This is a genomic window from Pseudoalteromonas sp. L21 (assembly GCF_021728035.1).
Classification (GTDB): domain Bacteria; phylum Pseudomonadota; class Gammaproteobacteria; order Enterobacterales; family Alteromonadaceae; genus Pseudoalteromonas; species Pseudoalteromonas arabiensis.
In genome coordinates this window covers 149,778-174,822 of sequence record NZ_JAKKCV010000005.1, presented here as the reverse complement: position 1 = coordinate 174,822, position 25,045 = coordinate 149,778, and the positions used below count along the sequence as shown (strand labels likewise).

General features: G+C 41.7%; 25 protein-coding genes. 13 read left to right on the top strand and 12 right to left on the bottom strand.

Annotated elements, in window-relative coordinates; all coding sequences use genetic code 11:
- Nucleotides 1-100 precede the first annotated feature (100 nt).
- Entirely contained in the window at nt 101-622 is a 522-nt protein-coding gene (yjgA, locus tag L3V41_RS15275; protein ID WP_062567435.1) for a ribosome biogenesis factor YjgA, read from the bottom strand.
- A gap of 137 nt (nt 623-759) precedes the next feature.
- Between yjgA and pmbA the strand changes: the two genes are divergently transcribed.
- Together pmbA and L3V41_RS15265 are read left to right on the top strand one after the other, a co-directional pair.
- Nucleotides 760-2,097: a metalloprotease PmbA gene (gene pmbA, locus L3V41_RS15270; RefSeq protein ID WP_237128044.1), complete on the top strand. Its 1,338-nt coding sequence runs from the start codon at nt 760-762 to the stop codon at nt 2,095-2,097.
- A 130-nt stretch (nt 2,098-2,227) separates the two neighbouring features.
- The gene (locus tag L3V41_RS15265; RefSeq protein WP_062567276.1) at nt 2,228-2,644 is read left to right on the top strand and encodes a VOC family protein; all 417 of its coding nucleotides are present in this window, start codon (nt 2,228-2,230) and stop codon (nt 2,642-2,644) included.
- 108 nt (nt 2,645-2,752) lie between these two features.
- On the opposite strand, the gene L3V41_RS15260 is transcribed toward L3V41_RS15265, so the two are convergent.
- Nucleotides 2,753-3,412 carry a LiaF domain-containing protein gene (locus tag L3V41_RS15260; protein ID WP_237114766.1) on the bottom strand — a complete coding sequence of 220 codons (660 nt, stop codon included), beginning with the start codon at nt 3,410-3,412 and terminating at the stop codon, nt 2,753-2,755.
- Between the two features lie 329 nt (nt 3,413-3,741).
- Between L3V41_RS15260 and L3V41_RS15255 the strand changes: the two genes are divergently transcribed.
- From L3V41_RS15255 to L3V41_RS15245, 3 genes are all read left to right on the top strand, one after another.
- Nucleotides 3,742-4,308, top strand: a complete 567-nt coding sequence (locus tag L3V41_RS15255; protein ID WP_062567278.1) for a BON domain-containing protein — start codon at nt 3,742-3,744, stop codon at nt 4,306-4,308.
- Between the two features lie 61 nt (nt 4,309-4,369).
- Complete coding sequence (locus tag L3V41_RS15250) at nt 4,370-4,528, top strand: YqaE/Pmp3 family membrane protein (RefSeq protein ID WP_064971745.1); 159 nt, start codon at nt 4,370-4,372, stop codon at nt 4,526-4,528.
- A gap of 243 nt (nt 4,529-4,771) precedes the next feature.
- Complete coding sequence (locus L3V41_RS15245) at nt 4,772-4,984, top strand: hypothetical protein (RefSeq protein WP_062567279.1); 213 nt, start codon at nt 4,772-4,774, stop codon at nt 4,982-4,984.
- Here L3V41_RS15245 and L3V41_RS15240 read toward each other — a convergent pair.
- Nucleotides 4,969-6,996: a methyl-accepting chemotaxis protein gene (locus tag L3V41_RS15240; RefSeq protein WP_237128043.1), complete on the bottom strand. Its 2,028-nt coding sequence runs from the start codon at nt 6,994-6,996 to the stop codon at nt 4,969-4,971. The two genes, L3V41_RS15245 and L3V41_RS15240, sit on opposite strands and share 16 nt — an antisense overlap.
- Nucleotides 6,997-7,118: 122 nt before the next feature.
- Between L3V41_RS15240 and L3V41_RS15235 the strand changes: the two genes are divergently transcribed.
- Nucleotides 7,119-7,889, top strand: coding sequence for an NADP-binding protein (locus L3V41_RS15235; RefSeq protein WP_193988237.1), 771 nt, complete (start codon nt 7,119-7,121; stop codon nt 7,887-7,889).
- 4 nt (nt 7,890-7,893) lie between these two features.
- Here the strand turns inward: L3V41_RS15235 and hutC are convergent, their stop codons facing one another.
- Entirely contained in the window at nt 7,894-8,601 is a 708-nt protein-coding gene (gene hutC / locus L3V41_RS15230) for a histidine utilization repressor (protein WP_062567282.1), read from the bottom strand.
- 152 nt (nt 8,602-8,753) lie between these two features.
- Between hutC and hutI the strand changes: the two genes are divergently transcribed.
- Nucleotides 8,754-9,995: an imidazolonepropionase gene (gene hutI / locus L3V41_RS15225; protein ID WP_062567283.1), complete on the top strand. Its 1,242-nt coding sequence runs from the start codon at nt 8,754-8,756 to the stop codon at nt 9,993-9,995.
- Between the two features lie 120 nt (nt 9,996-10,115).
- Complete coding sequence (locus tag L3V41_RS15220; protein ID WP_193988914.1) at nt 10,116-11,789, top strand: GGDEF domain-containing phosphodiesterase; 1,674 nt, start codon at nt 10,116-10,118, stop codon at nt 11,787-11,789.
- 71 nt (nt 11,790-11,860) lie between these two features.
- Here the strand turns inward: L3V41_RS15220 and L3V41_RS15215 are convergent, their stop codons facing one another.
- Nucleotides 11,861-12,910, bottom strand: coding sequence for a formimidoylglutamase (locus tag L3V41_RS15215; protein WP_237128042.1), 1,050 nt, complete (start codon nt 12,908-12,910; stop codon nt 11,861-11,863).
- Nucleotides 12,911-12,915: 5 nt separating this feature from the next.
- Entirely contained in the window at nt 12,916-13,416 is a 501-nt protein-coding gene (gene rraA, locus L3V41_RS15210; protein ID WP_062567286.1) for a ribonuclease E activity regulator RraA, read from the bottom strand.
- Nucleotides 13,417-13,628: 212 nt separating this feature from the next.
- Here rraA and L3V41_RS15205 point away from each other — a divergent pair, with 212 nt between their 5' ends.
- From L3V41_RS15205 to L3V41_RS15195, 3 genes are all read left to right on the top strand, one after another.
- Nucleotides 13,629-14,165 (top strand): phosphatase PAP2 family protein, encoded by a 537-nt coding sequence (locus tag L3V41_RS15205; protein ID WP_062567287.1) that lies wholly within the window; start codon nt 13,629-13,631, stop codon nt 14,163-14,165.
- A complete protein-coding gene (locus L3V41_RS15200; protein WP_062567288.1) occupies nt 14,162-15,211 on the top strand; it encodes an MJ1255/VC2487 family glycosyltransferase in 1,050 nt (349 codons plus the stop codon). Before L3V41_RS15205 ends, L3V41_RS15200 begins: the two co-directional genes overlap by 4 nt.
- Before the next feature lie 92 nt (nt 15,212-15,303).
- Nucleotides 15,304-17,184 carry a HAMP domain-containing methyl-accepting chemotaxis protein gene (locus L3V41_RS15195; RefSeq protein ID WP_062567289.1) on the top strand — a complete coding sequence of 627 codons (1,881 nt, stop codon included), beginning with the start codon at nt 15,304-15,306 and terminating at the stop codon, nt 17,182-17,184.
- A gap of 70 nt (nt 17,185-17,254) precedes the next feature.
- Here L3V41_RS15195 and L3V41_RS15190 read toward each other — a convergent pair whose 3' ends face one another.
- From L3V41_RS15190 to priA, 5 genes are all read right to left on the bottom strand, one after another.
- Nucleotides 17,255-17,629, bottom strand: coding sequence for a gamma-butyrobetaine hydroxylase-like domain-containing protein (locus L3V41_RS15190; RefSeq protein ID WP_062567290.1), 375 nt, complete (start codon nt 17,627-17,629; stop codon nt 17,255-17,257).
- Between the two features lie 75 nt (nt 17,630-17,704).
- Complete coding sequence (gene hslU / locus L3V41_RS15185; RefSeq protein ID WP_193988239.1) at nt 17,705-19,033, bottom strand: HslU--HslV peptidase ATPase subunit; 1,329 nt, start codon at nt 19,031-19,033, stop codon at nt 17,705-17,707.
- An 11-nt stretch (nt 19,034-19,044) separates the two neighbouring features.
- Nucleotides 19,045-19,563 (bottom strand): ATP-dependent protease subunit HslV, encoded by a 519-nt coding sequence (gene hslV / locus L3V41_RS15180; RefSeq protein WP_130151657.1) that lies wholly within the window; start codon nt 19,561-19,563, stop codon nt 19,045-19,047.
- Nucleotides 19,564-19,642: 79 nt separating this feature from the next.
- Nucleotides 19,643-20,170 (bottom strand): SPOR domain-containing protein, encoded by a 528-nt coding sequence (locus L3V41_RS15175; RefSeq protein ID WP_237128041.1) that lies wholly within the window; start codon nt 20,168-20,170, stop codon nt 19,643-19,645.
- Nucleotides 20,171-20,186: 16 nt separating this feature from the next.
- Nucleotides 20,187-22,367: a primosomal protein N' gene (priA, locus tag L3V41_RS15170; RefSeq protein WP_062567294.1), complete on the bottom strand. Its 2,181-nt coding sequence runs from the start codon at nt 22,365-22,367 to the stop codon at nt 20,187-20,189.
- Between the two features lie 233 nt (nt 22,368-22,600).
- Here priA and rpmE point away from each other — a divergent pair, with 233 nt between their 5' ends.
- On the top strand, nt 22,601-22,816 hold the full coding sequence (gene rpmE / locus L3V41_RS15165; RefSeq protein WP_036973208.1) for a 50S ribosomal protein L31: 216 nt from the start codon (nt 22,601-22,603) through the stop codon (nt 22,814-22,816).
- A 535-nt stretch (nt 22,817-23,351) separates the two neighbouring features.
- Nucleotides 23,352-24,593, top strand: coding sequence for a malic enzyme-like NAD(P)-binding protein (locus tag L3V41_RS15160; protein WP_062567436.1), 1,242 nt, complete (start codon nt 23,352-23,354; stop codon nt 24,591-24,593).
- A 75-nt stretch (nt 24,594-24,668) separates the two neighbouring features.
- Here L3V41_RS15160 and metJ read toward each other — a convergent pair whose 3' ends face one another.
- Entirely contained in the window at nt 24,669-24,989 is a 321-nt protein-coding gene (gene metJ / locus L3V41_RS15155) for a met regulon transcriptional regulator MetJ (protein ID WP_062567295.1), read from the bottom strand.
- Nucleotides 24,990-25,045: the final 56 nt, after the last annotated feature.

Sequence of the window (25,045 nt, the reverse complement as noted above, 5' to 3'; positions counted from 1 at the left end):
TTTTGTATATGTTTTATTTTTCAGGAAGCATTTCAACGCAGGAATGGCTGTAAAAATCCGTACCATTTACATCAAGCGGCTTTCAGTTTATTAAAATAATTTAAACCATAATTGCATCTTTCAGATACTGGAATAATTCTTTGTAACTCTTAGCTGGTTTTTCTGCTTTGACTTCTTTGGCAGCGCCACGCACTAACTGGCGCATTTTTTGGCGCTCAAGTGCTGGATATTGCTCAATCGTTGGATTAATTAAGTCATCACCTTGCTTGATTAAATCATCTCGAAGCTTTTCGATTTTATTCATTAATACATCAGCTTGGTTATTTTTGTTCAGCATGATGTCAATCATGGCCTGAATTTCGTCCACGTTTTCTGTGGTACGTAATACTTTGGCGATGTAGTTTAAGTTACGGCGGTAAGCATCACTCTTATCACTGACTTTATCAGAAACAACTAACGCTTCTTTTAAATCGTGATTGAGCGGTAAACGATCACGTTGCTTTTTCGGCATTTTTGCGATTTCAGCACCCAGACCATGATATTGCATGGCTTCACGTTTTAATTCGCTTTTTGATACGTAAATAATTTCTTCTTCGATAAGTGGCTTTTTCTTCTTCGCCATAAGGATGCTCATTCAGTAAACTTAACTATTGGCTATTATACGTCATTTAGTTAATGATTAATATTAGCTGATGCACGTCTCGCAGTGTGTTAGCATTCGTTACACTATAAAAAATAGCAGAACCTAGGACACACAAGATGAAAGATCCTATTTATCAACACATTTCTGAAGTTAAAGACGCGGTCAGCGAAGTGCTAGAGCATGCAAAAAAGCTCGGTGCAACTGCAGCAGAAGCGGCGATGTCGAGCACCTCAGGTTTGTCTGTCAGCACGCGCATGGGCGAAGTTGAAACAATAGAGTTTAACCAAGACGGTGGCTTAGGTATCAGTGTTTATGTGGGTAATAACAAAGGCTCTGCTTCAACGGCCGACTTAAACCCTAAAACATTACGTACAGTGGTCGAAAAAGCCATTGATATCGCAAAATTCACTTCTGATGATCCATACAATGGAATCGCTGAAAAAGAGCTACTTGAGTTTGCGCCGCTCGATTTAGATTTATACCACCCGTGGGAAGTAAGCCCAGAGCAAGGTATTGAACTTTGTCATCAAGCAGAGCAGGCGGCACTAAACGCCGATGAGCGTATTGTCAATTCAGATGGGGCGAGTTTTTCTTCTCACCAAGGTTTACGTGTTTATGGTAACAGCCATGGCATGGTTGCAGGTTACCCGCGCACGCGTCATAGCATTAGCACTATGGTGATTGGTAAAGAAGGCGAGCAAATGCAGCGCGATTCTGCGTATACCGTAGCGCGCCATAAAGATGATTTAAACGACGCTGCAAAAGTGGGCCTCGAAGCGGCAACAGAAACCTTGGCTAAACTTAATAGCCAAAAGCTCGGTACTATGAAAGTGCCTGTTATCTTTAGAGCAGATATTGCCAATTCATTATTCGGTCATTTAGTGTCGGCGATTGGCGGTGGTGCGCTTTATCGTAAATCGAGTTTCTTGCTTGATAGCCTAGGGACTAAAGTATTTAGCGATTGTGTGAATATCTCTGAGCGCCCGCATTTATTAAAAGGTTTAGCGTCTTCACCGTTTGATGCTGAAGGTTTAAAAACCGTCGATCGTGAAATTATTCAAGGTGGTGAGCTGCAAACTTACCTGTTAGCAAGCTATGCAGCGCGTAAACTATCGATGGCACCAACGGGTCATGCTGGTGGTATTCATAACTGGCTAGTTGAACAAACCCATGCCGATTTGAAAGCGCTATTAAAAACCATGGGCACAGGCTTATTGGTAACTGAACTTATGGGTCAAGGTGTGAACACGGTGACTGGTGATTACTCACGTGGCGCAGCGGGTTTCTGGGTTGAGAATGGTGAAATCCAATATCCTGTAAGTGAAATCACAATTGCTGGTAACTTAAAAGATATGTTTAAAGCGGTCGTTGGCTTAGGTGGTGACATTGAGCGTCGTGGCGGTATTCAAACAGGCTCTGTATTAATTGAACAAATGCAGGTTGCGGGTAGTTAATTCATCAATAATTAATCATTTTTTAAAAGCCTCACTTTAGTGGGGCTTTTTTATTTGAAAAAACGCTTTACCTAAACTTAACTTGAGGTTTTATCTTGGTGGCAGTTTAAAAATAAAAAGGAAAACTACCATGTATTTAGAACACGTAAACCTTGTTGTTAGTAATGTTGATGCCATGCTGCACTTTTATAAAGTCGCATTCCCGCACTGGCGTGTGCGTAGTCAAGGTGACAGCACATGGTCTGGCAAACCACGCAAATGGCTGCACTTTGGTGATGATTACCAATACCTTGCACTGAGTGATAACGGTGAAGATGAAAATCGTGATTTAGCGGGTCATCAAGTTGGCCTTGCCCATTTTGCTTATGTGACAAACGACATTAACGCCGTCATTGAACGTCTTGTTTCAGCCGGTTATGAAATTGATAAACGGGGTCCAGAAAATCCATACCGAAAAAATGTTTACTTTATCGACCCCGCAGGTTTTGAAGTTGAGTTTGTAGAGTATTTCAGTGATATTCCAAGTGAAAGGAATAATGATCTTTGATGTTGCCGGGAAATTTATGTCGCGCGGTAGTTGTAGCTGCGGGTTGACCCCGCGTCATTGGTTACCTATTGCGCGATGTAAAATCGCGCCTACAATACCTCGCAACTTTTACTGCACCCTATTCATTTCTTTCCAACTGGCTTTTAGGCTATTGGCAAAGCTGATGAACTTTTCTTTCATGGTACGCTTTACTTTGATCTCCACTGAGCCTAGCCATACGTTACCTTCAATGGTAATGGTTGGGCCCTGACCTTTATTTAGAGCAACTGACTTGTTTTCTACGCTGCCAATAACGCTAAACAGTTTAGATACCACATTAACGTGTTCAGGCACGTAGATCTCGTCGTTACCTAAAATACAGTTTACGTAAATAGTGACATGCTGATGCTGGAAAATCGCTTCACTAAAGTCGAGCTCAATTGAACCTAGGCAGTTTGTGAGGTGAATTTCTTTTGGCACAAGCCACTGGCCGCTGCGTTCATTTGAACCAAGAATACTACGTAACTGTAAGTTTTCATTATCATTGCTATGACTGTAGTGAGGTTTAAATTGAGCATGTTTATGTGATTTGTAATCAGTATCAGCTTTTAGCGCTAAGTCAGCAACAAGCTCAACAAGTACTTCGTTGCTGGTGGCTGACATTGCTTGATCTAGTCGGCGTTCAAATGCCTCAGCTGAAATAACGGCATGACTGTAGTTATAAATGAGTTGATCGATGACTTCTTCTCTTACTTGATCGATTGGGCGATCTTCAAGTTTAACGGCCATGGTAGTTCCCTGTTGTAATTATAAAGTGATTGTTCTGTTATTGGATATGTAGCAAAGCTCAGGCCAAAGTTTATTTATATAAAAATCAATGTATTGTGTTTTTTGGCTTGTTAGTAACTTCGTTAAATTAACCATAGATTAATATTATCTGCAACTAATTGGTCATTTTTGCAACATTGTGAACTTATTACCGAGCAGCCTGTAAATTGTTACCGAGAAGAATATAACCATTATATGACTAAATCAATAAGGTGTTGATATGTAAGGGTTAAATAGTTGGCATTAAAGTCGCATTAGTTAATTCGTCTTTAATCAAAAGGAGAAAGATTATGAATACATTCAACAAGTCTATGATTGCCGCGTTAGTTATTGGTGCTACTAGCATGTCAGCTCAGGCAAGCAGCTGGGAAAATGAAAGTAAAGATGCTTGGATTGATGGTAAGGCAGAAACTGTTCTTTTAATGAACACAAATCTAAACAACTTTGATATCAACACAGATGTAAAAAATGGCAAGGTTGTACTAACTGGTAAAGTGAAAAGTGAGCTTGATAAAGAATTAGCGGAAGAGCTAGTACTGAGCTTAGACGGCGTAACTGATGTTGAAAACAAGCTTACAGTTGTAAAAGACATGAAGACTAAGCACGCCAAAAAAGATATGGGCGACTCAGCTGAAAGTGACTTAACAGATGCAAAAATCAGCACTGTAATTACTACACGCTTCCTATTTAACTCAGAAGTAGGTGGTACTGATATCGATGTAGATACTGATAATGGTGTTGTAACCCTTAAAGGTACCGTTGAATCTGAAGCTGAAAAACAACTTGCAGTAAGCATTGCAGAAAATGCTGAAGATGTTCGCAAAGTAATCGATGAATTAACGATTGTTGCTGAATAATAAGTAATTAATGAAAGCCCAGCTTTGGCTGGGTTTTTATTTTATTTTCAAGGAGTGAATCATGGATTTAATTCGCATTATATTGTCAGTTTTAATTCCCCCATTAGGTGTATTTTTACAGGTAGGTTTAGGTGCACAATTCTGGATTAATATTCTTTTAACTCTATTAGGGTACATTCCAGGCTTGATTCATGCTGTGTATATTATTGCTAAACGATAATTGCACACAAGGATGATTTAGGAGCACAGCAAGGAAACGCTGTAGGAGTAACGGATTATAAACCGCAAGGAGTTACATAATGGAAAACGTAGCAAAGCACAATGGAAAGCAAGGAAGTAACAAGGCGTTATGGACAAGCGCACAATGGCAACGCTTTATGGAAAAGGTGAAAGGATAATTGCTAAGGAGCAGCAAATGGTAAGGAACCTAAAATGGATGAAGCTAGCGTAAGGAGGTGACTATATGGAACAAGTACAAACGCAATCAAAACAAGGAACGGATCAGCAAGGAGTTGCTTTATGGAATAAGCAGCAGTGGCAAGACTTTATGGATCATGCGAAAGCAGTTGCACCACAGGTAACAGGGAAGGCTGACGATAAAAACCCGATATTATCATCTTCAGGTGATATCGGGTTTTTAATCACATCAGCAATTTATCTTTATAATTTAAACTGATTAACAGTTCTATTTAGTGACACTGCTAATTCATTCAAATCACGGGCTTCATCAGCCAATTCATGAGCATGATCTGCTGTGCTATTCACTAAATGATTAATAGCCGCAAGGCTGTTATTGATATCTTCTGCCACCACTGTTTGTTGCTCCGTAGAGGTCGCAATTTGATGACTTTGATCTTGTACGTTTGTCACTGATCGTGCGATGTCTTGCAGTGCTGTCAGTACAATTTGTGTTTGTTCGACAGAGCCCTCAGCACGTTCTTGCCCTTGTTGCATCATCGTGGATGCTTGTTGAGCACTCTGCTGTAACCTGCTGATCATATTACGAATATCATCTGTTGACTCTTGCGTACGGCTAGCTAATGAACGTACTTCGTCAGCAACCACTGCAAAACCTCGACCTTGCTCGCCTGCACGCGCTGCTTCAATGGCAGCATTAAGGGCCAGTAAATTAGTTTGTTCTGCAATAGAGTTGATTACATCGATGACGGCACCAATATTACCGCTTTCTTGCTCAAGACCAGCAACGACTTTAGACGCTTCACCAATGTGGCTTGCCAATGCGGTCATGACTGATTGAGCCTGTGTAGAACGGTTTGTGCCATCAACAGTAATGGTTTGTACTTGTTCAGCTGCATTATTGGTATTTTGTGCATTGCGCGAAATTTCGAGTACGGTTGAGGCCATTTCAGTGACAGCTGCACTAACACTGTCTACTTGTCGCTTTTCTTGTTGAATTTCATCATTGGTCTTTTGAGATACTGTTTTTAGCTGTGAAGCTGCTTGGCTTAACTGCTCCGCTTGTGCTGCAGTATTGAGCATCATTGCACGCAATTTATCAATAAAGGTGTTCATATGCAGGGCTAATTGGCCCACTTCATCGTGACTTTTTATATCAATTTTTTGTGTCAGGTCGCCATCTCCTGAGGCGATATCACGCATAATGTAAGTTAGTTTAGTCAGCGGTTTGGTGATCATTTGCGTAGCCCAAAAGATCATTGCAATGATAATCGTAAGAATAATGAACACTGATGTTGTGGTTGTCATTACCGCATCATTGACAGGCTCATCAATCATGCTGGTCGGAATTAAAATACCTACATACCAATCAAGATAAGGGGTTTCTAATTCAAGGCGATTGAAGATAACGTAATACTGCTCACCTTTAAAAGTGATGAAGCTACTACCGTCTTTTTTACTTTTCATAATGCGATTTAATTCGCTAAAGCCTGATGTATCGTTAAACTGTTTCTCTAGCGCTTCTAGGCCTTCTTTGCCATTTGGGCCTTCGTCGGTAATTGATAGTTTGTGACCTGTTCGTTTCGAAAGGTGCACAACTTTTTGGTTGCCATCAAGTAAAAAACCAAATCCTTGACCATTGAAACGAATATTTTCGACCATGTCGTTAATATTGTTGAGCTGTAAGTCGACACCACCAAAACCAATGAGTTTATTTTGTTTGTTATACACTGGTTGTTGTACAACCGCTGACGCATTGCCTGTGGTTAAGTCAACGGAAATAGGGCCGACATAGAGCTTGTTTATTGCTAGAGCATCTTGCCACCAACCACGTTTATAAGCGTAATAAGGGTCACCGTTAAAGTGTGTAGTACGTTCATTTTCTTTAAAGTACTCACCGGTGGTTGCTGAGGCAAAAAAAGCAGATAGAATATTGTCATCATTACCACTAATGCGTACAAAGTCTTGATTGATGCTGTTGTACCCAGGTTGGTTATCAAGTGGTTGATCACGCTCAGTCCAATTTTCAAACCAATTCACTAAATGTGGGTTAGTAATAAAAGTTTCAACAACTTTACCATAGCGAGCAAAGTAACCTTGCATTGAAAGTCGCTCACTTTGTAGGTAACTGTCAGCTTCTCGCTGAATTGCTTGTCGTGATAAGTCAGCGATGTGACTAACAAAAAAGCTCGATGCGATGATAAGTAGTACACTGATCGTCCCACCGATAAGAAGTAATATTTTTTTACGTAAAGAGAGGTTGTTTAACATAGGTGCACGTGTTTTTATTATTAGCTAGAGTAATCTATCTAATCATATTTGCACCCAAATCGCTACAAGACAAAGTAAAGTTTGTTAATAAAATAATACATAATACAAGGGGATGTTACCAAGTGGTTGTTAATGATAATAAATTAGTGGTGCTAGGTGCTGGCTGGCTAGGTGAAGCACTTTGTCTTAAGGCAAATGAATTAGGTTGGCAGGTGCAAGGCACTGGAAGAGAGGTCAAGCATGACCACGACTTTCAACGCCAATTGATATTACAATCAGGTGGATTAAAGCATACTGTCTCTTTAAAAGACGCGTGGTGGGTATGTGCTATTCCACCTAAAAGCCGCGACACTCAAAGTGATTATCTAGCGACGCTTTCCGCCAGTCTAGAGTTAGCTAAATCGCTGCAATGCCGAGGCTTTATTTTATGTTCTTCAACGGGTGTATATAACAACGCTGATAATACATACACAGAGCAAAGTACTATTGAATGTTCGTCACCTCGCCAACAGCTGTTGTATGATGCTGAACAATGCGTGCTGCAAGCGGGTGGTAAAGTATTGCGGCTGGCGGGGTTAGTTGGGCCAAACCGCGAACCTGGGCGGTTTGTCGCAGGTAAGGAGCTTAAGAGTTCAAGTCAACAGCTCGTCAATATGGTGCATCGAGACGATGTTATTCATGCTATTTTCAAGTTGATCGAAGGTTGGCCTAATGCATCTGCAATCTATAATGTAGTCAACCCTGCTCATCCAACGAAAGTTGATTATTACCAACAAAAGTGTGCCGAGCAGGGTACCTCTGAGCCAAGTTTCACCAGCGATGAGGCCAAGATGCGAATCATTGATGGATCGGCTATTGAGTCTTTAGGTTTTCAATATCAGTGGTCAATTTAAGCGGTTATTTTTTAAAGGTTAAATGCCCTCCTAGCCTATACTTACTGCCGGGGGAGACTAAACGTGCAAAGCTTACGATCCCCTCCGAGCACCAAGTTCGACGAATAACCTGCAGGCAAGGCTCTTCATTGTAAAGGTTGAGCCACTGACACATTTCACTGTTTGGCATAATTGCTTCAACAGTGTGTCTTGCTTCTGTTAATGGGGCTGCACTTGAGAGATATTCGTGGGGAGTCAGGGTGTGAAAGTTCTGTTGCAAATAATCTTTAGCCAGCTTTGGATTGACGAAACGCTCTTCAACTTGTAGTGGTTGCTCATTTTCATTGTGGACAATAACACTTCGATACACATGGCTATCAACATCAACACTTAATGCTATGGCAATAGGTGCAATGGCTTGTATTGATTCCATTACTAAAACAGTACAGCTGTATTGGCCATTTCGAGCTTTTACTTCATCGGCAATATTTTTTATCTCAAGGAGAGAAGACTGTGACTTTAAACTGGCAACAAAGGTTCCAAGTCCTTGGCTACGAGTTAAAATACCAGCATCTGTCAGTTCACTTAATGCTCGTCTTGCAGTCATTCTACTTACTTTGAATTGATTCGTTAACTCATTCTCTGACGGTACTCGATCGTTTTCTTGCCATTGGCCGGAACGAATATTATCAACTATAAATTGCTTTATCTGTGCGAATTTAGTGATGCTCATTGAAGGCGGGTGTATAAAGTTAATAGTATGTTACAAGGTGGCATAATTATCTTGTATATACAAGGTGACTTGATAAACTTTACGTCTATTTTAGCTACCAGCTTGAGAGCAAAGCTAAGTCAGGGCACTGCAAAATTTAGTATAGGTGAAAAATGCACACAATGAACAATGATGAGTCACACTGGGATCTACTAATTACAGATGCCAATATTGCTACCATGAACCCTGCTATTGATGCACCCTATGGTGCTATCGAAAATGGCGCTATTGCTGTTAAAGATGGCAAGATTGCTTGGTTAGGGAAACAAGCTGAGCTACCAAAGTTTGATGCATTAGCTACCCCAACTGTGTCAGTGAAAGGGCAGTGGCTTACACCCGGTTTAATTGATTGTCATACTCACCTTGTTTTTGCTGGAAGCCGTGCCGAAGAGTTTGAACAACGACTGCAAGGTGTCAGTTATGAGCAGATAGCTGCAAATGGCGGGGGGATTGCAAGCACAGTTCGTGCTACGCGTGAAGCTGATCATGAAACATTATTTGTTGCAGCAAAAGAGCGTTTGAATGCGCTGTTTTCAGAAGGGGTGACAACGGTTGAAATTAAATCAGGCTATGGCCTTGATTGTGAGAACGAAATTAAACTTCTTGAAGTTGCGCGCTTATTAGGTGAAAACCATCCGGTTGATGTGAAAACGACCTTCTTAGGCGCCCATGCACTACCTTTAGAGTATAAAGGTCGTAGCGATGAGTATATCGATCTTGTCTGTGGTGAGATGTTAGAACGGGTCGTTCAGGCCAACTTAGCTGATGCGGTCGATGCATTTTGTGAGAATGTCGGGTTTAGCAATGAGCAAACACGGCGTGTATTTGAAGCCGCGAAGAAATATAACTTACCGGTTAAATTGCATGCTGAGCAGTTATCAAATCAGCATGGTGCAGAGCTTGTCGCTGAATTTAATGGCTTATCAGCCGATCATATTGAACATCTTGATGAGGCAGGCATTCAAGCTATGGCGAAAGCGGGTACTGCAGCAGTATTATTACCGGGTGCTTTTTACTTCTTAAGAGAAACAAAATATCCGCCAATAGAGCTGTTACAGCAGTACCAAGTGCCCATTGCTATTTCTACTGACTTTAACCCAGGTACCTCGCCATTGTGCTCTTTGCATTTGATGATGAATATGGCATGTACTATTTTTCGTATGACCCCAGAGCAAGCGTTAGCTGGGGTGACACGAAACGCCGCAGGTGCATTGGGTCTTGATGATCGTGGCGTCTTAAAAGTGGGTGCTCGTGCTGATATTGCCCATTGGCAAATATCTCATCCTGCACAATTAAGTTATCAGTTTGGTGTAAATAAACTGTCAAATCTGTGGATTTTGGGTAGACTAAATTAGATAGAACTTTTACACAGTTTGGATTACATGTCATTGATTGCTAGTTTAACAAGTGCCAGTACAAGTCTTCTCTTTGTGAGTGGAGATGTCATTGCTGTGTTTTTGGCAGGTGCACTGTTTATGGCTATGGTATGTGCGCTGTGTGTGACTCAAAATCCTATTTTACGACTCAGCCTAGTAGTCAATGGTATGCTTGGCCTTGCTATCCTGAGTTTAAGTGAGCCTTGGCTGATTTTGCTTTTGGCGATCAGTTTTTGCTTCCATCTTTGGCAAGCATTCAGAACCACTAATTGGCTAGCCATTATTATAAGTGTCACAGCAGCATTGTGTTTTGCGGTGTTGTTTTCTGCCCATTTATTATTGGATGTTGCTTTTTATTGGCTCGTATCTGCGGTAATAATGCTGACTGTGTCGGGCTTTTTCAACTACGAAGAAGCCAACGAAGAGGAAGAAGTTCCTTCTTTATTAACTCACCATAATGAAATAGATAAAACGCCTTTAAGTGACTTGCCTGATCGCAAAGCGCTGCAAGATGGCTTTTTACACTTTCGACAGCAACACCCGAATAATTGCGCTTTAGTGGTGATACGTTTAGAAGGCTTTGAAAGTGTAAATCAGCATATAGGTCGTGATTTTGGAGACTTGTTGCTTGCACAATCAGCCAGCCGTATAAAACATCAGTTAGAATCAGATTCTGTGCTTAGTGTCGCGGCTCCTTCGGGACTTCATGAGAAGCTTGCTCATTTAGGTGGATTAAATTTTGCGTTTATTTGTTCACTTGAAGAGCAACAACATCATCATGAGCAATTAATTAATAAAATTAGACAAGTAACCTTAAAGCCATTTAATGTGGCAAATTGCACCATTGAAGTGAAAGTCAGAGCCAGCTATGTTGGTTGTGATAATCCAGAACATAGTTTTGATAATTTGCTCTCGTTTGCCAACCTTGCGCTTGATGCCAACCCAAATAAGGAAATTGTGCCTTATCATGCAAATATGATGGTTGAACAGCTTGAACAACAAGCACGACTGCGCGAGCTGTCTAACCTTGATTTTGCCAGTGAATTAGAGCTGTATTTTCAACCGATTATACGTAATAGTGATGAGCGCATAGAGTTTTTAGAGTTACTATTGCGATGGCAGCACCCAAAGCAAGGTATTTTGGCTGCTAATAAGTTCATTGATGATATACGTGTTGCAGGGCTTGGTTATCCTGTCGCTGCGTATGTAATAGAGCGAGCTGCAGAGCTTGCGATGGCGCTGAGAATGGAAGGGATTGAGCTTCCTTTAAGTATTAATGTGTTTGGCCCCGAAATGCTCAATGAAGAGTTTATTGAATTTGTTGATCGTATTTTCAGTGAACACCGCTTAGAGATTGGTGACTTGATCATTGAATGCCCACTTGATTTGTTTATGAATCTTGATGACCAAGGCAAAGCGATGATAGCCAGATTAAATAGTATTGGTATCAAATTATGTGTAGATGGGTTTGGTGATACTCCTATTTTACTTTCAAAACTGCCAAACTTAAATGTCGAGTACATAAAAGTAGCTCCGTCGCTCACCGCTGACTTTGCTCATCAAAGCCAAGTGCGTAGCTTGGTGTCTGGTATGGTTGATATGCACAACCAAAACAATGCAAAAGTAATATGCGAAGGGGTAGAAACTCAAGAGCATCTTAAATTTGTTAAGTCGCTTAATGCCTATGCGGCTCAAGGATATTATTTTAGCTATCCGTTGAGTAGTGTAGGGATGATGTCTTGGTTAAAACAGTGGCGCTTAGAGCATCAATGATTATAGCTCTGGGTTTACCCCACGTTGCTTATTACGTGATATAAAATCGCGCCTACAATCTTAACCTCGAACTAACCTGCTTCCCTAGCTTGTAAGTAAGCGTTCACAAGGGCGGTGATGATTTGGCCAGCATCGTTCATTCCTGCTTCTAAACCAACCGGATGTTGTGAGGGCGCACCTTCGCATAAGTGCAAGTAATGCGCATTGCTGTTGCTTGCTGCTAGATGTACAAAGTGTTCTGCATCAGCGACACTAAACCCGCAGTTTGTATAAGCACTCACAGGCATGAGTGAAATACTGTCGAGATCGACTTCAACTCCTAATGGTGTTTTACTTAAACGCGCTGTCGCTTGTTTGCATGCAGTTGATAGGTCAATAGTACGACGTACTTGAATATCTTGATAACTATCAAAGGTGAAGTGAGCGCTTTTGAGTGCATCAAGTATCGCTTGATTATTTTTAAACTCATGTAAGCCTATGACGTGATAATCAGCGAGATGATTTTCTTCAAAGGCATACCTAAAGCCATTGCCGCTGTGACGACCTTCGCATTCTCTAAAATCTGCATGAGGGTCAAGGTTTATAGCATGAACGGGTTTATTATACTGTTTACTTAAGGCTCGCAAAATTCCTAAGCAGTTATTGTGCCCACCGCCAATGACGATAGGTTCTAAACCCGCAGCGAAGATCATCGCAAGCACGTGCTCAACGCGGGTATCTATTTGTGCACAAAGCTGGCGTAGCTTAGCCAAATCGTCATCGTTTTTATTATCAAGGTGTGTGGCTTGTTGGTGTAAATCATCAAGTGCCACTTCGCCTAGCAATAATACACGCTCGTGATTTAAAAACTGGTTATGTGACTGGTTAAGAAATCGCTTTAAAAAGGCAGGCCACGCTTGGTGTGAGCCGCCATTACCTAAATTTGCTCGTGGGCCAATATCTTCACATACCCCAACTAATACATAGCGAATACCGAAATGTTTCGCATCAATTAAAGCTTGTTGGGCATTAACATGGGTATCCAATAAAGACAGTGCTTGCCATGCTTTTTGTTCATTTAAGCGGCGTGTACATAAATGTTCTACAGCCGCTCGTTCATAAATTTTAAGGTAATCAGTCACCGAGTTTAGTCTTCTTCTATTACTTCTAACTCTAATTCTTCGGCAGATAAAAGAATGCCAGTGCTATCTGCATAGATAAAGTCGTCATCAAAAAACGACACTCCTGCGAAGTTAACACCAATGCCATCTTCGCCGGCACCTTCGCTGTCAGCTGCAACGGGAATCGAAGCAATCGCTTGAACGCCTAAGTCGAGCTCTTCTAACTCATCAACATGACGTATTGCACCGTAAACGATGATACCTTGCCAATTATTTTCCAATGCAATTTCAGCCAGCTCAATATCGATTAATGCACGGCGAGTAGAGCCGCCACCATCAACGAGTAGAACGCTATCAGTTCCATCTGTTGATAAAATCTCGCGGATCAGCTCATTGTTTTCAAAGCATTTAACAGTTTTTACTCGACCACTAAAGCTTGGGCGTCCACCAAAATTAATAAACATTGGTTCGAGCACATCAACCACATCTGCAAAGTGGTCGCATAAATCCGAAGTGCTGTAATCCATTTTTTCATCCTCTAAAGAGACTGTCTGTTTAGTATTCAGTATACCTTGATACAACTCAATAACAACGACTTAATGTGGGTTTATTGGTTTAAATCAAAGGATTTTGTACACCGCAACATTAGTGTCTCAAAAGCGTCACCTAATTGTTATTTTTAACGCCTAAGCTGAGATGAGTATAAAAATTAGGCGCAAAGTATGACAAGGAGCTCACCATGGCAAACAACATACTTACAAGGTTAGCAAAGGTTGATGAGCAGCTGTTTTTGAGTGTCTTCAATGACGCTTCTCCAAACTGGGTGAAAAAGTCAGCAATCGGTTTATCAAAGACGGGAGATGGCGGGTTATATGTGGTGTTGCTCATTGGTCTTTGGTGGTTTACAGAGCAATTACACTTTCAGCAACTTGCACAGTGCCTATTGCTGGGCTTCGCGATAGAACGGCCTATCTATTTCTTAGCAAAAAAGCGGATTGCAAGGGTGCGTCCATGTGATTGCTTAGTTCAAGGTGCTTATTTGATCCCGAGTGACCAGTTTAGTTTACCGTCAGGGCATAGTGCAGGGGCATTTGTCGTGGCCACAATATTGGCTATTTATTTTCCTGAGCTTTCATTTGTCTGTTTTATGTGGGCATCAGGTGTCGCCATATCAAGAGTGATAATTGGGGTGCATTATCCTGCCGATGTATTAATAGGGGCGGCGATGGGGTCGTGTTGTGCAATGTTAGCTGTAATGGTGGTGGAATATCTATGAGAATTTTATATGGTATCCAAGGGACGGGAAATGGTCATATTACACGTGCTCGTGTCATGGCAACGACCTTTAGTGCATTGGATGTTGAGGTAGACTATGTGTTTTCTGGTCGAACTGAGCTTGATTACTTTGATATGGACGATTTTGCCGACTACAGAACATTTCGGGGTTTATCGTTTAATAGTAAATCAGGGCAGGTTGATAGTATAAAAACCCTAAAGAATGCACGCCCTTTACAGCTATTAAAAGATATTAAAAACTTAGACTTACGCCACTATGATTTAGTGTTCAATGACTTTGAGCCTATTACAGCGTGGGCGGCAAGGCAGCAAGGTGTACCTGTAGTGGGTATGAGCCATCAAGCTGCATTTTTATCAGATAAAGTGCCTATGTTTGGTCGGGCTTTCTTGCGGCGTGCACTTATACGTAATTATGCACCAGCGAATGTTTATCTAGGTGTGCACTGGCAACCTTACGCTGAGAATATTATTCCACCATTTATTGCAAATCATCACCATGACAACCCTGTAATGGTCGAAAACAAAGTACTTGTATATTTACCATTTGAAAACCTAGACAGTGTTGTTGATTATTTGAAGGATTTCCCTGAACGTGAGTTCTATTGCTATCACCCCAATGCCAAGGATAGCTCGGTGGGGAATATTCATTTGCGTGCGCCATCAAGAGTCGGCTTTTTAAATGATTTAGCCAATGCGGGGGGCGTTATCGGTAATGCAGGGTTTGAGCTTGCCAGTGAAGCGTTACAATTAGGCAAAAAGCTACTCTTAAAGCCGCTTGGCAAACAATTTGAGCAAGGGATTAATGCACAAACGTTATTAGCGATGGGGGCTGCTCATGTAATGAGCTATTTGAATCCAAATGCAATGGATGATTGGCTTCAATCCCCCCAAAATAAAAAACTGAATTTTCCGAGTGATCCGGCCCCATTAGTCGACTGGTTGCAGAAAAAACAATGGCAACAGCTAGATAAGTTGCATCATCATTTATGGCAACAGGTTGATCTGGGACAAAAAATCATTGTCTAAGCGTTTCTTATAGCGGAAAATGCATGCAAAATTTAGCTGCTTTCAATAATTTAGCTATACTCTAAAATGCATATTTCGATGGGGCACTTTGAATGAATGTATTACAAAACTTAACTATAAAGCGTCGTTTACAGTTAAACGCGCTAGTTGTTGGTCTTGCAATGGTTGTGATGCTGTGTGTAATTATCTTTGAGTCGCGCATGATGCTCAAGCTCAATGAAACGATTCAAAATGCTGAAGAGCTCGATATTCATGAGCTTTCAATGCGTAAGCATGAGAAAAACTTTCTATTTTACAAAGATGTAGATAGCCTTGAGTTATTCGAAAAAGAATATGATGGCCTAAAAAACAAAATGGCACGCCTTGATGAATTACTTGTTGATTTATCAATGGATGTAAGCAAGCTAAATGAATTCAGAGGGCTTGCGAAAGCCTACTATGAAGATTTTCAAGCAGTTGTTGTACTGCAAAAGAAAATCGGTCTACACCCCAAAGATGCGCTTTATGGTGACTTAAGAGGGGCTGTTCATCAGGTCGAGACTTTACTAAGTGAGCGCGAGAACTATCGTTTGTTAACGCTCATGTTACAGTTGCGCCGTGCAGAAAAAGATTTTATGTTGCGCTTTGACTTAAAATATTTAAGTAAGTTTGATGACCTAGTTGAAACATTCAAAACAGAGATCAGAAACTCACGATTCGATGCCAGTTATGAAAGTCAGTTACTGAGCTTACTAACCACCTATCAAACGAAATTTAAAGCATTAGTCGATGCACAGGTGGCACTTGGCCTTGATTTAGAGTCAGGCGCATTAGGTGAAATGAAAGCCAGTGTTGAGAAAAGTGATGCGATTGTGTCTGAACTTACTAATGACACCAAAGCGTTTGTGGAATCAAGCGCAGCGCAAGCGCAGTTTATTGCCGTTATGGTATTCATTATTGCCAGTATCGTGGTTATGGCGTTGGTTTATTTTACCAGCCGTTCTATTATTCAGCCAATTGAGCGTGTTTACCACACTATTAATGAGATTCGCCGCAGCAATGACTTAAGTATGGCGATTGCTCAGTCAGGTAAAGACGAAATTACCACTATGTCTATGGATTTTAATAGCTTGATTGGTGATTTTAAAAAGCTAATTTACGAGGTGAACACTGCACTTGGAACGCTTAATGTCGCTACTGAGCACTTATCAGAAACAACTGCTGCAACGAGTTCAGGCATGCAAGAGCAGTTACACGAAGCAGATATGGTTGCCACAGCAGCAACAGAAATGCAGGCAACGATTCAAGATATTTCTCATAACACTGAAGCGGCCGCTAAAAAAGCAGAGTCAACTAACTTAAGTGCTCAGCAAGGTCGCTCGGAAGTTGAATCAACCGTGGTGCAAATTAACCACCTGTCTGAGTCGTTAGGTAATGCGTCAAATGTTGTGTCTCAACTTGAAAAAGATGCCGAAACGATTGGCTCGGTACTTGATGTAATTCGGGGTATTGCAGAGCAAACTAACTTACTTGCTCTGAATGCGGCAATTGAAGCTGCTCGCGCAGGTGAGCAAGGGCGTGGCTTTGCTGTGGTTGCTGACGAAGTACGTTCACTGGCACAGCGCACGCAAGATTCAACTCAAGAGATTGAGAGTATTATCTCCACTCTACAAGGGCGTACTCAAGAAGTGGTGAGTATTATGCAAGAATGTCGAGCTCAAGGTGGTGAGAGTGCAGATCAAGCCAGCAAAGCCGGTGAGTTACTGCGTTCGATTACCGAAGATGTGCAAACCATCATGGAAATGAGTACACACATTGCAACGGCTATTGATGAGCAAAGCCAAGTAGCCTCTGAGGTTAACAAAAATGTGGTTCGCATTCGTGATATAGCTCAAGAAGCGTCAGGCCATGCGGCAACCAATGCGCAAACCAGCGAAGAAGTGTCTGAGCAAGCGCGTGTGCTTTATCAAGCAATTGATAAGTTTAAAGTTTAATACATTTTTTGTAGGTAAAAGAACAGCGCGTTGACTAGTCGTCATCGCGCTTTTTGATTTTTGATAGCCTCTAAGGCACAAACTTAATAGGCACGCTGTCTTTGTTAGCTTCGTGCTCTGTGACTCGCGTTTGGTATTGCTGCCAAAGTTCATCATGATTGGCTTGTAAGTCTGCTAAGTAATGCCAGCTGTATAAACCGCTGTTATGATTATCACTAAATACTAAGCGCAGAGCATAATGGCCAACCGGCTCAATCTTACTAATCGCTACTTGCTGTTTATCAAGCACCAGTTTCATAGGTTCGTTGCCATGGCCTTGTACTTCTGCTGAAGGCGAGTGAACACGCAAAAATTCAGCATTAAATCGCGCAATAGAGTCATCGTCAAAATGAACATCTAAGACTTTACTTACAGTGTGGTAATGAACTTTAGTGACTTCTTTCATGTCAGCCTCGATAGACGATTTATAAACTAAAAAGCCTCCAGTTGGAGGCTTTTGATTATAACGCTAATTTGTTGATTAAAGAATGAAGCGACTTAAGTCTTCATCTTCAACAAGTGCACCTAAGTGCTGTTCAACATAGCTTGCATCGATTGTCAGTTTTGAGCCTGCTTTTTCAGATGCATCAAATGAAATTTCTTCCATTAGTTTTTCCATCACAGTGTGCAGACGACGAGCACCAATGTTTTCGGTTTTCTCGTTAACTTGCCACGCAGCTTTAGCAATACGCTCAATTGCGTCATCAGTAAACTCAACATCAACTTGTTCTGTTTTTAACAGTTCACGTTGCTGCTCAGTGAGTGATGCATGAGGTTCGGTTAGAATGCGTTTGAAGTCATCTGCTGATAGTGCTTCAAGTTCAACACGAATAGGTAAGCGGCCTTGAAGTTCAGGGATCATATCTGATGGTTTAGACATCTGGAATGCGCCTGAGGCAATAAATAACATGTGGTCGGTTTTCACCATGCCGTGCTTAGTGCTAACTGTTGAGCCTTCGATAAGTGGTAGTAAGTCGCGTTGTACACCTTCACGACTTACATCAGGGCCAGATGCTTCACCACGTTTACAGATTTTATCAATCTCATCGATAAACACGATACCGTTTTGTTCAACTGCGAAAATAGCCTGCTCTTTTAACTCTTCAGGGTTAACCAGTTTTGCTGCTTCTTCTTCAACTAGTAGCTTAAACGCTTCTTTAATTTTTAGCTTACGCTTGCTGCGCTTGTCGCCACCCATATTTTGGAACATGCTCTGTAGCTGGTTGGTCATTTCTTCCATACCAGGCGGTGCCATAATCTCAACATTAGGCTGTGCTTGTGCAACATCGATATCAATTTCTTTATCGTCTAGCTGACCTTCACGTAATTTTTTACGGAAAGATTGACGAGTAGAAGAGTTCTCTTCTGTTTTTGACTCACCAAATGTATCGCGTGCTGGTGGCAATAAAGCATCTAAAATACGCTCTTCTGCCGCTTCTTCAGCGCGATATTTGAATTTCTTAGTTTGTTGTTCACGTGTCATTTTAATCGAAATATCAACTAAATCACGGATGATCGTCTCAACTTCTTTACCAACATAGCCCACTTCGGTGAACTTAGTTGCTTCCACTTTAATGAAAGGGGCATTAGCAAGTTTTGCAAGGCGGCGAGCAATTTCAGTTTTACCCACACCTGTAGGACCAATCATTAAAATGTTTTTTGGTGTTACTTCGGTACGTAAATCATCGCTCAGTTGCATACGGCGCCAGCGGTTACGTAGCGCGATTGAAACTGCTTTTTTAGCTTTAGCTTGGCCAATAATATGTTGATCAAGCTCGTGAACGATTTCTCTTGGCGTCATCTCAGACATAGCAGTTCCTATTACAATTCTTCAATGGTTTGATAGTTATTCGTAAATACGCAGATATTGCCAGCAATTGTCAGGCTTTTTTCGACAATTTCACGAGCACTTAAATCGGTATTTTCCAGTAGTGCAGTGGCTGCTGATTGTGCGAAGTTACCACCGCTACCAATAGCAATAAGGTCATTTTCAGGCTGCACAACATCGCCATTACCCGTGATAATTAATGAGGCGGTTTCATCTGCGACTGCAAGCAGAGCTTCAAGCTTTCTAAGGGCGCGATCACTGCGCCAGTCTTTAGCCATCTCAACGGCAGCCTTAGTGAGGTTACCTTGATGCATTTCTAATTTACTTTCAAAACGTTCGAATAGAGTGAAGGCATCAGCAGTACCGCCAGCAAATCCAGCGATTACTTTGCCATTATAAAGGCGTCGAACTTTACGGGCGTTGCCCTTCATTACGGTATTACCAAGTGAAACTTGGCCATCGCCACCAATAACGACCTTGTCGTCGCGGCGTACACTTACAATAGTGGTCATGTTTTTCCTCATCTTCGAGCGGCAGAGCCGCTCGTAAAAAGCGATTGATGAGGTGTTTATATGGGTGAATGAACTAAAATCAAGTCCAAAGCCAAATACCGCAGCCCATTATTTTGATGCGTTTCAGTTTATTTTTGTCACTTTCTGCTTGGCGTTTGGTTTTATAGGGCCCCAAGCGCACTTTGTACCATACGCCATTACTTCCTTCGACGCGCTTAGCTTCTGCAACAAGGCCTGCAAATGCTATTTTTGCTTTTAGGGTTTGTGCTTGTTCTAGTGTTCTAAACGAGCCACATTGCATAACGTATGGGCCTTTTTGTTCAAGCTCTTTTACTTCAACTTGAACTTCATGCTCTTTTATTTCTTTTATAAACTCAGGCGGTTTAGGTTTTGGAATCACCTTTTCTTCCGCTTTAGTCGGATTGGCTTGCTGCTCAACAAGTACAGGATCAGCATTGTGCTTTATGTACCACAAACCATAGCCAAAGCAGCCCACAAGAATAATAGCAAGGAGCACTAATGCAACTGGAAAAGGTTTTTTTGCGGGTGCCTGCTTTTTATTATTTCGATTCGATGGTTTTTTATTTATGTAATCGTGTTGTGCCATGATTCTCTATTGGCCTTTAAATCATATCTATAGGATCAACGTCTAAGCTCCACCGCACCTTTTGCGCAAGTTTACTGGTACTAATATAGTCAACCATTTGCGCTAAATACTGGTGTAAGTGGGAACGCTCCTGCGCTTGAATATGTAATTGGAACCGATACTTACCCGCCACACGTTCCAGTGGCGCGGGGATCGGGCCGAGCAATTGTATACCAGATACACTCTGTACAGGAACCAAATCAGTTAAAAAATCCATAACTTGATTTATGTTATGTCCTTCAGCACGCACAATCGCCATATTCGTAATGGGGGGAAGCAGGGCATCTTCTCGCTCAGTCAAGGCGTAACGCGCAAAGTCTTGGTAGCCATTATTAACAAGGTCTTGCAGTAGCGGGTGCTCAGGAAAGTGCGTCTGCAATAACACGTGCCCAGGCTCACCACTACGTCCAGCACGGCCTGCTACTTGTGTTACAAGTTGCGCTAAATGCTCAGTGGCACGAAAATCACATGAATAGAGGCCACTATCGACATCTAAAATCAGTACTAAACTAACATCGGCAAAATGGTGGCCTTTTGCCAACATTTGCGTGCCAACTAAAATACGAGCGCCGCCTTGGTTGATGTCATCGAGGGCTTTTTCTAGGCTACCTTTACGGCGTGTTGAATCACGGTCGATACGGCTAATAGGAATATCGGGAAAGGTTTGCGTTAAAAACTCTTCGATTTGCTCAGTGCCTTTACCGTTTGGAAAGATCTGCGTACTGCCACAATCAGGGCACTGATGAGGCACGGTATGTTGTTCACCACAGTGGTGACAAATCATTTGGCCAATGGCTTTATGAAATGTTGCGCTGGTACTACAACGTGAGCACTCACTTAGCCAGCCGCATTCATGGCATATAAGCGTAGGTGAAAAACCACGGCGATTTAAAAATACCATAACTTGCTTGCCACGCTCTAAATGTTGGCGCATATAAGCAAGACTGGCATGAGCGATGCCAGCTTGCTCAGGTTGTCCTTTCATGTCCAATAGTTGAAACTGATTATCGGTGCTGGTTTGTGCTCGCTGTGTTAAACTAAGTAGCTGATATTTATTAGTAATCGCCTTATGCAAGGTTTCTAATGCAGGTGTCGCGCTGCCGAGTATCAATGGAATATTATGTTGGAAGGCTCTGTAAGCGGCAAGATCTCGCGCATGGTAGCGTAGTGTATCTTGCTGTTTAAATGAGCTGTCATGCTCTTCATCAACAATGATCATGCCTAGTGATGAAAAAGGTAAAAATATACTCGAACGTGTGCCGATAACTATCGCACAACTGCCTTTTTCACAAAAGCGCCATGTTTGTAGGCGCTCGTTATCAGTGAGTGCCGAATGCCATAGCATAATGGGCGTATCAGGAAAGCGACGACGAAAACGATTGACGGTTTGTGGGGTTAGACCTATTTCAGGAACCAAAACCAAAGCTTGTTGGCCTTTTTTTAATATTTCTTCAAGGCATTGTAAGTAAACTTCCGTTTTGCCGCTGCCAGTCACCCCTTCGAGTAGAAAGCTTGCAAACCCATGGGCTTGGTTAATGGTAGTACAAGCGACAGCTTGTTCTTTATTGAGAGTCGGTTTTTTACTCACTGTGGGTGCGTGTTGCTGCCATTGATTGTCATGCTCAATAAATTGTTTGATTAGCGCTTTCTCTAGCAGGCTATCAATTGTTTTTTTATTAAAACCGAGCGCTTTTAATTCGGTTAACGATGACTTACCCGACTGCGCAAGTTGCTTTAATAAGTTGAGTTGCGTTTTCGCCCGTAAAGAGGGGAGCTTTGCCCCTTTTTCAGTTAACTCAACCATATTAATGCTGGTTTTGTCAGGGCATTCACCTTGTCTTAAAGCAGCGGGCAGTGCAGTATGTATGGTCTCACCTAAAGGATAGCAGTAGTAGCGAGCTGTAAACTTTAATAGCTCTAAATGACGTTTGGATAAAATCGGGGCTTCGTCAATCACCTCTATGATGGCTTTTATCTTCTCTTTAGGGATGTCAGTACTTGTTTTCGTGGCAAGTATGACCGCTACTTTTTTTTGTGGGCCGAATGGCACAAGAACACGCATGCCCGGCTGCAATTCAATGTTATGCAACAGCGGTTCAACTTTATAATCGAAGGTACGCGGTAAAGGGACTTTTATGGCAACTTCTACAAAGTGCATGGTGGCTCAACGAAAACAAGAACAGACAGATAATGTACTAAAAATAGTCGTAAAAACCTACCAACAAATGCTAGGCCAAGCGCCGTCTGTTTATTTTTTTAGCGAAAGATGCATTTAAAGCTTGTCGCAGAGCGTATTGGCCTATAAAATACGCGGCCTATTAATTGTATTAACGACGTATGGTGCCAGACTACGGGTTTGGAGAGCGATGCGGCCTTAACTAGAGGTTCCCTATGAAAGAAGGTATTCACCCTAAGTACGAAGCTATCACTGCAACTTGTTCATGTGGTAACAAATTCGAAACTAGCTCTACTTTATGTAAAGACATCCACTTAGACGTATGTTCTGAGTGTCACCCGTTTTACACTGGTAAGCAAAAGATTTTAGACACTGGCGGCCGTGTTGATCGTTTCAACAAGCGCTTCGGTGCACTTAGCAGCAAGAAGTAATGTCTGCTGTTTAGTTAAAAAAAGCACCTTAGGGTGCTTTTTTTATACCTGAAATTAACAAAGCATGATGTTAGACGCTATGCCGAACCTGCTGTTTTCACTCACTTCCCATATAACTATTTTTGCTTGTTATGCTCATTATGTCGCTAATTTTGCAGACAAAGTGCAATCCCTTCGCTATATTCTGAGATGTATAAATGATTCCAAAAGTTACAAAAAGTAATAAATTTAAATAACTTTGTAAGTAAATGCTGGCAATGTCGTCGAAATGGTCATTTGGAACTAATTTCGGCTATTTGCAGTGTTCGTGCATATAAAATACAAAAACAGGTGCTTAAAAGGTCATAAATAGGTGAATTTTTATGTCTGATTAATCGCAACTATGCACAGAAGTTGTGGGTAAATCCTTTAAAATTAAGCGATATAGCATATAACAGGATAGACCTGATAATACTTGGAATTTTTATACATTACAGGTATCGTACTGATGCAAGCTCTCTCACTTTTTAACTTTTTTGCAGGATACTATCGCGTTATGTCAGATTTCCGTGAACAAGCATTACATTACCACGCTCACCCCGTTCCAGGTAAAATTAGTGTTGAACTAACCAAGCCGGCCGAAACGGTTAACGATCTCGCTTTAGCTTATAGCCCAGGTGTGGCTGAACCAGTTCGTGAAATCGCTGCTGATCCAGCAAATGCCTACAAATATACTGGTAAAGGTAACATGGTTGCGGTGATTTCAAACGGTACCGCAATTTTAGGTTTGGGTAACTTAGGCCCTCTTGCATCAAAACCTGTCATGGAAGGTAAAGCATTACTATTCAAACGTTTTGCTGGCCTTGATTCAATCGATATTGAAGTAAAACATCGCACTACAGAAGATTTCATCAATACGGTTGCAAACATCGCTGATACGTTTGGCGGCATCAACCTAGAAGATATTAAAGCACCAGAATGTTTTGAAATTGAAAAAGCGCTTATCGAGCGCTGCGATATTCCAGTTTTCCACGATGACCAACATGGTACAGCTATTGTTACTGCTGCCGGTATGCTTAATGCCCTTGAAGTACAAGGTAAGGATATCGAAGATGCCATTATCGTATGTTTAGGAGCTGGTGCGGCAGCTGTTGCTTGTATGGAGCTGTTAATTAAGTGTGGTGCATTACGTGAGCATATCTATATGCTTGACCGTAAAGGTGTGATCCATACTCGCCGCGATGATTTAAACGAATATAAGCAGTTGTTTGCTAACAACACTGATAAACGTACATTACAAGACGTTATTGCTGATGCGGATGTATTTGTAGGTGTATCTGGGCCAGATTTATTGACGGCGGATGATTTAAAGCTAATGGCAGACAAGCCAGTGGTGTTTGCGTGTTCAAACCCAGATCCTGAGATTGCGCCAGAAGTTGCACACAGTGCGCGCAATGATTTAATTATGGCAACGGGTCGTTCAGATTTTCCTAACCAAGTAAATAACGTGCTTTGTTTCCCGTTTATTTTCCGCGGTGCGCTTGATGTGCGTGCAACGGCAATTAATGATGAAATGAAAATTGCAGCTGTGCATGCTATTCGTGGTATTGCCAAAGAGCCAGTACCAAGCGAAGTATTAACAGCGGCTGGCGTTGAATCACTTGAGTTTGGTGCCGAGTACATCATTCCGAAGCCAATGGACCCGCGTTTATTACCACGTATCGCGCGTGCTGTTGCAGAAGCGGCGGTTGAGTCGGGCGTTGCGCAAATCGAAATGCCAGAAGATTACATGCGTTAAATTTATTTACGCTAATAAAAAACTCAGCCTTAGCTGAGTTTTTTTATACCTGTGAATCGGCGTGTATCCGATGGCTCATTCAGAATCAAGTACAGGGATATCTAATCCCATTTCAAGCATGATCTTTTTCACTTCTTCAGGGACTTTTTCTGGGTTGTCTTTGCGTAAGTCGTCATCATTTGGTAATGGCTGACCTGTAAAAGCATGTAGAAAAGCTTCGCATAGAAGCTCACTATTTGTCGCATGTCGTAGGTTGTTGATCTGACGACGAGTGCGTTCATCTGTTAATACTTTTAGTACATTTAGCGGAATTGATACGGTAATCTTTTTAACTTGTTCTGATTTTTTACCGTGTTCTGCGTATGGGTGAATGTATTCACCGTTCCATTTAGCCATAAGTAATTTCGTTGCCTCGGTTATAAGTAGTTCACGCCTTTTTCACAGCGCAAAGA